Raw genomic sequence first — 9,107 nt, 5'->3', positions numbered from 1 at the left:
GCTAGCGTTTTGTGATTTGCATCTCAATCGCTAGGGGTGCGTACTATACCTGCACCGTTTAGAGAGTCAAGGGTTATTTTAAACTCCTTTTTCTCTACCGATTTCACTGTGTGACTGTCGTCTCACTCCGTGTCGGTGAGGCGGCATTATAGAGAGATCGACATAGAGCACAAGGGATTTTTTGAATAAAAGTTTTGTTCGCCTAAAAAGCCACCAGATCCACATTTTTCGAATAAAAACTAAACATTTGAGACGTATCACAGCAATACATTGGAAAAATGGAAGCCATGAACGTAAGATTCATGTATCTATTTTGTTAAGAGTAGATGTGTCTATTTCGTTTATTAATATGTAGTATTCCGATATGAACTCAAAAAAATCGATGTTGTTAATTGTCGCACTAGCTGTTCTAGGTGGCATTATTTTCTCTCAGGTAGATATATCGCCTGCAATTACCTTTATCCTTGGTGTCTTGGCTTCCGCTTTTGTTGTTAACTTTTCAAGCACCGACTCAAAATCAGATTCAGAACCTAAGGCATCAACAAAAACACTTTATGTAGGTAACCTTCCATACAAAGCGAATGAGTCACACGTACGTGAATTATTCTCTGAGTATGGTGAAGTATTTGCTGTTCGTTTAATGAAAGACAAGCGAACAGGTAAAAGAAGAGGCTTTGGTTTTGTTGTTATGGCGAGTAATGATGTGAATCATGCAATCTCTGCACTTAACGATAAAGATTACATGCAACGAACTTTAAAAGTACGAGTTGCAAATGATCCTAAACATCCTGAAACGGACGAATCTGAACTGAGCTAAACCCTAACTGCTTTAACATTCTATTTAGTGCACTTTCTTTTTTAGGAAGTGCACTACAAAAAACCTCACGCACTCCCCCTTCTTTATCACTACTTTCCAAGTCCAATAAATCTTGAACTCGCTTCGCAATCGCTTTGCCAGAATCAACCAATAAAACACTCTTACCTAGGACTTGTTGAATCTCAGATTTTATCAGCGGGAAATGTGTGCATCCTAAAACGGCCACATCAATTGTGTTGATCATCGGTTGAAGGATGAGTTGCAGCTCTTCAAGGTCAATCGTCTCCCCCCTGAGTTTGTCTTCGGCCATATCCACCAGCCGAGTAGAACCTAAAAGCTCGACTCTTTTATTACTCGAGAAGTTTTTAATGAGATCATGTGTATATTCACGAGTGATCGTTGCGGGAGTAGCAATAAGACCTACCGCTTTATTGGCGAGGATGGAAGCAGGCTTGATTGCCGGGACAACACCAACAATAGGGATTAGGTTACTAGCACGAAGTGTAGGTAAGACAATCGTACTTGCTGTATTACAGGCTATCACCACAACATCAATCGCGTGGCTAGCCACAAAACTGGCAACAATACTTTGAACTCTGCGAATAAGTACTTGTTGATCAAGCTCGCCGTATGGGTAAGCCTCGTTATCGAATACATAGGTATAATTATGGTTCGGTAGTAATTGGCTTATCTCTTTATATACAGATAGACCACCCACTCCAGAATCAAAGACTAATATATTTTTTTGTAGACTATCCGACACGACGATTACCTGTAATTAGTTCCGCAGCAATGATACCCCTTCGCTTAGTTTTCGCCAATCCTCACTCTATATAATGCAAGCTTGATAGCGTTGATGAACAAAACGCTCACCTTGTTCTACATTTTCTAACTCTATCTTAAGCTTTCCTGTAAAACATGGTGCTGACGTCACTAGAGTATGGAACTCACCATCTTCACCACATGGATCGACATGACTCGGTAAACTGTCTATTAGTTCAGGCGTGTATTGTTGCCCGCAATAGCCAGCATCTAATGACTCACTATCAACCGTGACGAGAAAGGTTTCAATTCCTCTGTTTAATATCTCACTAGCTAAATCCTGACTACTCTCTCCCATTAGGGGAAATACACACTCCCAACCCGCTGGTTCTATGTAGCTTCTTCGATAATCGGCAATGCCATTACAAAACATGTCTCCAAACGCGACCGCGTCGATTGATAAGCCAGACCCTTTCAATGCTGAGACAATCGTACTTTGGTAAATCTCATTGCTTGGGAACACTTCGGGAAGCTCTATGGTGATGAGTGGCAAACCGATTAATTGTGCCTGCATAGCAACAACTTCGATCGGAGTCACTTGGAAAGGGACTTCATCTCCAACATATGTAGTATAGAGAGCAACAACTTCATATTCAGAGCTTTCAAGTATACGCTCCAACGTTAACGTAGAGTCCTTGCCTGACGACCAACTTATGACTACTTTCTTTTTCATTGATATACCCAATAAGAAAAACCGCCCGAAGGCGGTTTAGGTGTTAATTAGAATTGGTAAGTAGCATTCACGTAATATGTACGCTCTGGTGACGGGTATCCACCAGCAGTCTCGTACTCTTCGTCAGTTAAGTTATCCACTCGACCATTTAAAGTAAGATTTTCATTCGCATAATAGTTAACTGAAACATCAAACAAGCTATATGCTGCAAGATCTTCAGAGAAGTCTGTTCGCTCACCTACGTATTGATAACCTAATGAAACATCAACCTCATCAAAACTAGTTACCGCATTATACTTATAGATCTCTTTAGCGCGGCGGACTAGCTGCTCACCTGATTGGTCTTCAGGGTCTTGAAAATTAGCGCTTACTTGATGGTTAATAAAGTATGTATCAAACCCTACGACCATTTCCACACCACGCAACTGGCTTTCACCATCTGTGTTGTAGTACTTACTCGTCGCATAGTTATAATCAATCAAGTCTTCGACATTTGTATCGTACCCAGTAATCGACCAATCTACGCCTTTAACTAGGCCACTAAAAGTCAGCTCTACCGAATCAGCTTTTTCCGATTCTAGCTGCTCATTACCGTAGTAGCTATATAATTGATACAAGTTAGGCGCCTTGAAGGATGTACCATAAGCTGCTTTAACAACAAGCCACTCCGCATAACGATAGCCTACCCCTGTGTTGTAAGTGGCTTCGGTACCAAATTGCTCATTATCATCAACACGAAGGCTCAGTTCGCCAAACACTTTATCCGCGTCTGCATTTAATGCTGCGAAGTACGCAACATTCGTTCTGTCATATTCAGTATTCGAAGGCTTCACAATATAAGCTTCATCACGCCAATCTACACCGCCGCTTAGAGTCAGTGCCGAAGTCAGTTTGTATGAATTCACCCATTGAACATTTAGCTGTTCAAGCTCATCAGATGTTGCTGACGCTGAGTTCTTGCCTAAAGACTGTTCGTAGTTCCAGTTATCTTGATTCTGATAGTTAACTAGGAAATCAGACTTAAGTTCACTGCCACTATATTTAACACCAGTAGCAAAGGTAGAGTTTTGCACCTCTGCTTCTTTGTAAGAATGGACTGGGTTGCCGGTATTAAAATCAACATACGAACCATCATATTGAGAGATAGTCTCGAACATGCGGAAGTTAGCAAAACCACTCCATTGCTGATCAAAGTTATGAACATAGCCAATAAGCGCATTACGCGATTCAAAGCCATGTCGATCACCATCATTTATTCCCTGCATAGGATGAACGTTGTATCCCTCATCGGAGTCGTAGCCAATAGATACGTTTAAGTGACCATTTTCACCAACCTTGGTACCACTAACAAAGCTCAACTCTTCGTAATCTAAGCTTCCCAAGCCCGCACTTACCGCCGTTTTTTCATTGTCAGAGTTTGCAACGGTAATAATATTGATAACACCGCCGATCGCTTCTGAGCCATACATAGCGGCACGAGCTCCTCGAACGTATTCCACACGATCAACGAATGTAATTGGTAACTGGCTAAAATCGACACCACCTTTTGCAGCTCGTGCAAAACGAATACCATCAATTAGAACAAGTACTTGATCAGAGTTAGCACCACGAACAAAGATCGAAGCTTGCTGACCTCGGCCTCCATTTTGTGAAACCTGGATACCCGTCAATCGTCTAAACACATCTGTTAGAGACTTAGCTTGAATTCGGTCGATATCTTGGCGCGTTACTACTTCAACTTGAGCGACAACACTTTCCGTGCTCTGCTCAAAACGGTTAGCCGTAACCACCATGGTTTCGTCGGCAGAGGCTTCTTGGGCGTGTAAATTGGAGATAGGTGAAAGCAGCGATGCTACGGCAACTGCTAAAAGGGACTTGTTCATATTGTGATCCTAAATCGCGTAAATTCCTACCAAACCACATTGTATGGTTTAGCTGCTGGCAGGTATTCGGACTTAAGAGCACAACCTTATGGTTACCTCATATTCGACTTCCCACAAAAAGCTATTTGCAGTGTCTTATGAATATTTGTTCTCTTTTACCGCTGCGCGTCAGTTCTGGATTTACACCAGATTCCCTCTTCAGCCATCTATACATCTAAATGGCACCAGCTTGTCGGAGATAGTATTGGCCTATAAATCATTTGTCTAGTCTAAGATAGTTATAAGCTATAGTTTTCATGGCCGATTTACATTGAATGACTCTCAACACTGGACAAGCGCTTGTGATTGAATAAAATCTGCGCTCTTGATTTAAAAGCACGACAGCAAAAAGGCATAACAATGGCGAATTTAGATGTAAACCCGCAACGCTACCAAGAACAACTAACAGAAAAGACTGAGCGTCTTACTGAGATGTTCTCACAATATGATGTGCCTGAGTTGGAAGTGTACGAATCTCCAGAACAACACTACCGCATGCGTGCTGAATTCCGCGTGTGGCATGAAGGTGACGATATGTATTACGTCATGTTCAATCAAGAGACCAAAGAAAAATACCGCGTAGACCAGTTTCCTGCAGCTAGCCGTCTTATCAATGACTTGATGCCTCTATTAACAGATGCAATGAAAGACAATCACTCTCTGCGCCACAAGCTATTCCAAGTAGATTTTCTTTCTACACTAAGCGGTGAGATTTTGGTGTCACTGCTTTACCACCGTCAATTGGGTGAGCAATGGATTCAAGATGCTAAAGCACTGAAGCAGCAATTGAATGATGAAGGTTTTAACCTAAACCTGATTGGTCGTGCGCGTAAGATGAAAATCGTATTGGATCGCGACTACGTCATTGAAAAGCTAGACGTAAATGGTGACAGCTACATCTACCAACAAGTAGAGAACAGCTTTACTCAACCAAACGGTAAAGTAGCAGAAAAAATGCTTGAGTGGGCTGTCGACTGTACTCAAGACAGCAAAGGTGACCTATTAGAACTTTACTGTGGTAACGGTAACTTCTCATTAGCATTGGCACAGAACTTCGAACGTGTACTGGCAACAGAACTAGCGAAGCCATCAGTAGAGTCAGCGCAATACAACATTGCGGCGAACAAGATTGAAAATGTTCAGATTATTCGTATGTCTGCGGAAGATTTTACCGTAGCAATGGAAGGCAAACGTGAGTTCCGTCGTCTACAGCAAGCAAACATCGATCTTAAGAGCTACAACTGCAACACTATCTTTGTTGATCCACCGCGTTCGGGTATGGATGTTGATACTTGTAAGATGGTTCAAGGCTATGAGCGCATCATGTACATCTCTTGTAACCCTGAGACACTGAAAGATAACTTAGACATTTTAAGCGAAACACACGACATCACTCGCTTTGCTCTGTTTGACCAGTTCCCTTACACCCACCACATGGAAGCGGGCGTGCTGTTGGAACGCAAAGCGTAAGTCATGATTCAAATCTCTAAGCGCTCGTGATGAGCGCTTTTTATTGATATCGCTATACAGCCAACTTCAAGTCCGTGGTTTGAGTTCCACCATATTGCCTTCTGGATCTTCTATATAGGCAGAATACCCAAAACCTTGCGCACCATAGCGCTCTGCAAACTCGGTAACTTGAATATCGTGTTTGTGCAGATAATTGACCAACTCTCGCTCATCAAAAGCCGCTATTTGCAGACAAAAATGGTCGAGGTTTCTCCCGTCTTGTTGCGGTGCCTTGCCGCCAAGCTTTCCTAGCTCGCTATCGACGACGACTAAGTCAATGATTGACTCCCCCGCCCTTAATTGCGTCAACCCTAAGTCTGGCAATTCCCTTTCAATAGGACAACCCAGCACCTGTTGGTAAAAATAGAGCATCGCCTCACGGTTTGATGTCCGCAATACAATATGGTCAATGGCCTTTACCTCTATCATGCAGTTTCTCCTTATAACACGCACACTTCCCTAGTATAGGTAACATGGTGTACAAAAAAGGCCTGGCGATAAAGCCAAGCCTTTCCTTCACTATTTACCAAGCGAAGTGCTGAGGTTATTCAGCTTAAGTTGCTTTGCCGATAAAACCGAGCTTTTTTCCTACCCAAGCTAACAGCAACATCGCAACAATAATCGCAAAGAAGTTTGAACCCGCATCAGGATGTTGTGCTTTGACAAAAGCCGAGTGGCCAAATGCACCAACAAAGAAGCAAGCTAAACCTACCAATGGAATATCTTCAGAAACTGGGTTAGTTAGATACTCCTGGTAAAGTGCTTGTACAGTCAACACTAAAGCAATAAGCGGGAAAATAGAGAAGCCCACTTCGCTCATTGTGACCCAAGACAACAGCGCATCACCACACACACCGGCAACAACAGCTAGTACGAGTGTTTTTCTTTCAGAACCACGGTTTACAGTATTATTTTCATTCGACATTATTCAATCCCGCCTTTTAATCGGTTACGTTCACGTTCTTTACGATACCAAAAAGCCCCTTTGGCCATCATTCGCAATTGCATGATCAAGCGATCAGCCAATTCATCTCGCTGACGTCGATCTAAATCTAGTGCTTCTGCCCCTGAGTTAAAAACCAATATGACGGAGGCTTCAGCTTGAGTAAAAGCTTCATCTCTTGTCATGCCAGTCGTAATCAAATATTCGGTTAACTCAGCAGAGAAGTGCTGTATTTCACGAGCTACCGCAGCACGAAACTCAAATGAAGTCCCTGAGCGCTCTCGTAATAACAATCTGAATACGTTTGGACTGCTTTCAATGAATTCCATAAAGGTTTCAACCGATGTGCGAATCACACTGCCTTCTTTTACTATACGCTGACGAGCTTGACGCATTAATTGACGTAATAATAAGCCACCTTCATCAACCATGGTTAAACCAAGCTCATCCATGTCTTTGAAATGACGATAAAAGGAAGTTGGGGCTATTCCAGCCTCACGAGCAACTTCTCTCAAGCTTAGGTTGGAAAAACTACGATCAGCGCTGAGTTGGCTAAATGCTGCATCAATTAAGCTACGACGAGTTTTTTCTTTTTGCTGTGCGCGAATGCCCATTGGTTTCATACTTTATCAAATTCTTCTTTTACAGCCTAAACAGGCATGTCTCATACTCTCTTCAATATAACGCGAATCACTTATTTATATAAGGCACTCTGGTTATATAAGACACTCAACATACCTCTTTGTTCACGTACCGAAGTAAATACGCTCGAACAAAAAATTTCAATCTCCACACTGTGATTTGGAGACATACAACATACCAAATGTTATTTTTTTGAGAACACTGCGTGATCCCACCGACTCTCTGATGTCCTTTTCATGTACCCAAGAACAGAATCAGTTAAAATCTCACTAAAGCAATGTTAATTAAATATAACAAGGAAGATATCTATGCCGCACTCCAACCACTTTGATGTAATCGTAATTGGTAGTGGCCCCGGAGGAGAAGGGGCAGCGATGGGATTAACCAAAGCAGGGTTGAATGTTGCAATCATTGAGAAAGAGAGCAGCGTTGGTGGTGGTTGCACCCATTGGGGAACCATTCCTTCCAAAGCACTGCGTCATGCTGTAAGTCGTATTATCGAATTCAACAGTAACCCGCTGTTTTGTCAAAATAACAAAAGCATCCACTCTACCTTCTCCAGTATTCTGGGCCATGCTAAATCAGTCATCGATAAACAGACTCGACTGCGCCAAGGCTTTTATGATCGCAACCAATGTACATTGGTGTTCGGTTCCGCACGTTTTATCGATACCAACACTATCTCTGTCATGCAAAGCGATGGGACAGAAGAACATTACAGTGCTGACAAGTTTGTAATCGCAACGGGTTCGCGACCTTATCAGCCAGATAATGTTGATTTCTTGCATGAACGTATCTACGACAGCGACTCGATTCTTTCTCTTAAGCACGACCCACAACACATCATTATTTATGGCGCTGGTGTTATTGGTTGTGAATACGCCTCAATCTTCCGCGGTTTAGGTGTAAAAACCGATCTCATCAATACTCGTGACCGCCTACTCTCATTCCTAGACAATGAAACGTCTGATGCGCTTTCTTACCACTTCTGGAACAGCGGTGTTGTGATTCGTAACGATGAAACCTTTGAGAAAATTGAAGGTACGGACGATGGCGTTATCATTCACCTAGAATCTGGCAAGAAAATGCGCGCGGATTGCCTACTGTATGCCAATGGTCGAACAGGTAATACCGATAAACTGAATCTTGGTGCAGTTGGCTTAGAAGCCGACTCTCGTGGACAAGTATCCATAAACACCAATTACCAAACCAGCGTTGACCATGTTTACGCGGTAGGTGATGTGATTGGTTACCCCAGCTTAGCGAGTGCTGCTTACGACCAAGGTCGATTTGTCGCACAAGCGATCGTCAAAGGTGAAGCAGAACACCACCTGATTGAAGACATCCCCACGGGGATCTACACCATCCCTGAGATCAGCTCTGTGGGTAAAACCGAGCAAGAACTAACGGCTGCGAAAGTACCTTATGAAGTGGGACGTTCTTCATTCAAACACTTAGCTCGCGCTCAAATCGCAGGTAAAGATATTGGTAGCTTGAAGATCCTATTTCACCGTGAAACCAAAGAGATTTTAGGTATCCACGTATTTGGTGAGCGTGCTGCTGAAATCATCCATATCGGCCAAGCAATCATGGAGCAGAAGGGTAAAGCCAATACCATTGAGTACTTTGTGAATACGACGTTTAACTACCCAACAATGGCCGAAGCTTATCGTGTTGCAGCCCTTAACGGACTTAACCGTTTGTTCTAAATAAATAACCAACAAGAGCACTTGACCACCCATAGGCCAAATACATAAACAGTAAGCCACGCGCTTGCTG

The 9,107-nt window shown here is 42.8% G+C and carries 9 protein-coding genes and 1 riboswitch; of the genes, 3 read left to right on the top strand and 6 right to left on the bottom strand.

The annotated features are described in order from the left end of the window. Positions 1–364 precede the first annotated feature (364 nt). Entirely contained in the window at positions 365–817 is a 453-nt protein-coding gene (locus OCT63_RS17010) for an RNA recognition motif domain-containing protein (protein ID WP_060468815.1), read from the top strand. Here OCT63_RS17010 and murI read toward each other — a convergent pair. Genes murI through btuB form a run of 3 tightly spaced genes read right to left on the bottom strand, consistent with a single transcriptional unit; the run spans position 780 to position 4,195 of the window. Further along, positions 780–1,586 (bottom strand): glutamate racemase, encoded by an 807-nt coding sequence (murI, locus tag OCT63_RS17005; RefSeq protein ID WP_060468816.1) that lies wholly within the window; start codon positions 1,584–1,586, stop codon positions 780–782. The genes OCT63_RS17010 and murI overlap by 38 nt on opposite strands. 60 nt (positions 1,587–1,646) lie before the next feature. Further along, complete coding sequence (locus OCT63_RS17000; RefSeq protein ID WP_269984109.1) at positions 1,647–2,312, bottom strand: adenine nucleotide alpha hydrolase; 666 nt, start codon at positions 2,310–2,312, stop codon at positions 1,647–1,649. A gap of 47 nt (positions 2,313–2,359) precedes the next feature. Further along, complete coding sequence (gene btuB / locus OCT63_RS16995) at positions 2,360–4,195, bottom strand: TonB-dependent vitamin B12 receptor (RefSeq protein WP_161688440.1); 1,836 nt, start codon at positions 4,193–4,195, stop codon at positions 2,360–2,362. 40 nt (positions 4,196–4,235) lie between these two features. Further along, a riboswitch (cobalamin riboswitch) is annotated at positions 4,236–4,439 on the bottom strand. 155 nt (positions 4,440–4,594) lie between these two features. Here btuB and trmA point away from each other — a divergent pair. Further along, positions 4,595–5,704: a tRNA (uridine(54)-C5)-methyltransferase TrmA gene (trmA, locus tag OCT63_RS16990; protein WP_161675059.1), complete on the top strand. Its 1,110-nt coding sequence runs from the start codon at positions 4,595–4,597 to the stop codon at positions 5,702–5,704. 66 nt (positions 5,705–5,770) lie between these two features. Here trmA and OCT63_RS16985 read toward each other — a convergent pair whose 3' ends face one another. The 3 genes from OCT63_RS16985 to fabR all read right to left on the bottom strand — a co-directional run bounded on the left by OCT63_RS16985 (position 5,771) and on the right by fabR (position 7,309). After that, a complete protein-coding gene (locus OCT63_RS16985; protein ID WP_161688437.1) occupies positions 5,771–6,172 on the bottom strand; it encodes a VOC family protein in 402 nt (133 codons plus the stop codon). Between the two features lie 124 nt (positions 6,173–6,296). After that, positions 6,297–6,668, bottom strand: a complete 372-nt coding sequence (locus OCT63_RS16980; RefSeq protein WP_017055507.1) for a YijD family membrane protein — start codon at positions 6,666–6,668, stop codon at positions 6,297–6,299. Continuing rightward, positions 6,668–7,309: an HTH-type transcriptional repressor FabR gene (gene fabR, locus OCT63_RS16975; protein WP_004736697.1), complete on the bottom strand. Its 642-nt coding sequence runs from the start codon at positions 7,307–7,309 to the stop codon at positions 6,668–6,670. The genes OCT63_RS16980 and fabR overlap by 1 nt, the downstream gene beginning before the upstream one ends. Before the next feature lie 327 nt (positions 7,310–7,636). On the opposite strand from fabR, the gene sthA reads away from it, so the two are divergent. Beyond that, positions 7,637–9,037, top strand: coding sequence for a Si-specific NAD(P)(+) transhydrogenase (sthA, locus tag OCT63_RS16970; RefSeq protein ID WP_060468822.1), 1,401 nt, complete (start codon positions 7,637–7,639; stop codon positions 9,035–9,037). The last annotated feature ends 70 nt before the right edge of the window (positions 9,038–9,107 follow it).

Origin of the sequence: Vibrio sp. RW, assembly GCF_027587105.1 — a bacterium.
Taxonomy (GTDB): domain Bacteria; phylum Pseudomonadota; class Gammaproteobacteria; order Enterobacterales; family Vibrionaceae; genus Vibrio; species Vibrio toranzoniae.
This window is presented reverse-complemented; position numbering and strand designations above follow the sequence as displayed.

Excerpts from the sequence above, each read along its gene's own strand:
- trmA (WP_161675059.1), top strand. The coding sequence starts at position 4,595 with ATGGCGAATTTAGATGTAAACCCGCAACGCTACCAAGAACAACTAACA.
- btuB (WP_161688440.1), bottom strand. The coding sequence starts at position 4,195 with ATGAACAAGTCCCTTTTAGCAGTTGCCGTAGCATCGCTGCTTTCACCT.
- fabR (WP_004736697.1), bottom strand. The coding sequence starts at position 7,309 with ATGAAACCAATGGGCATTCGCGCACAGCAAAAAGAAAAAACTCGTCGT.
- OCT63_RS17000 (WP_269984109.1), bottom strand. The coding sequence starts at position 2,312 with ATGAAAAAGAAAGTAGTCATAAGTTGGTCGTCAGGCAAGGACTCTACG.
- sthA (WP_060468822.1), top strand. The coding sequence starts at position 7,637 with ATGCCGCACTCCAACCACTTTGATGTAATCGTAATTGGTAGTGGCCCC.
- OCT63_RS17010 (WP_060468815.1), top strand. The coding sequence starts at position 365 with ATGAACTCAAAAAAATCGATGTTGTTAATTGTCGCACTAGCTGTTCTA.
- OCT63_RS16980 (WP_017055507.1), bottom strand. The coding sequence starts at position 6,668 with ATGTCGAATGAAAATAATACTGTAAACCGTGGTTCTGAAAGAAAAACA.
- OCT63_RS16985 (WP_161688437.1), bottom strand. The coding sequence starts at position 6,172 with ATGATAGAGGTAAAGGCCATTGACCATATTGTATTGCGGACATCAAAC.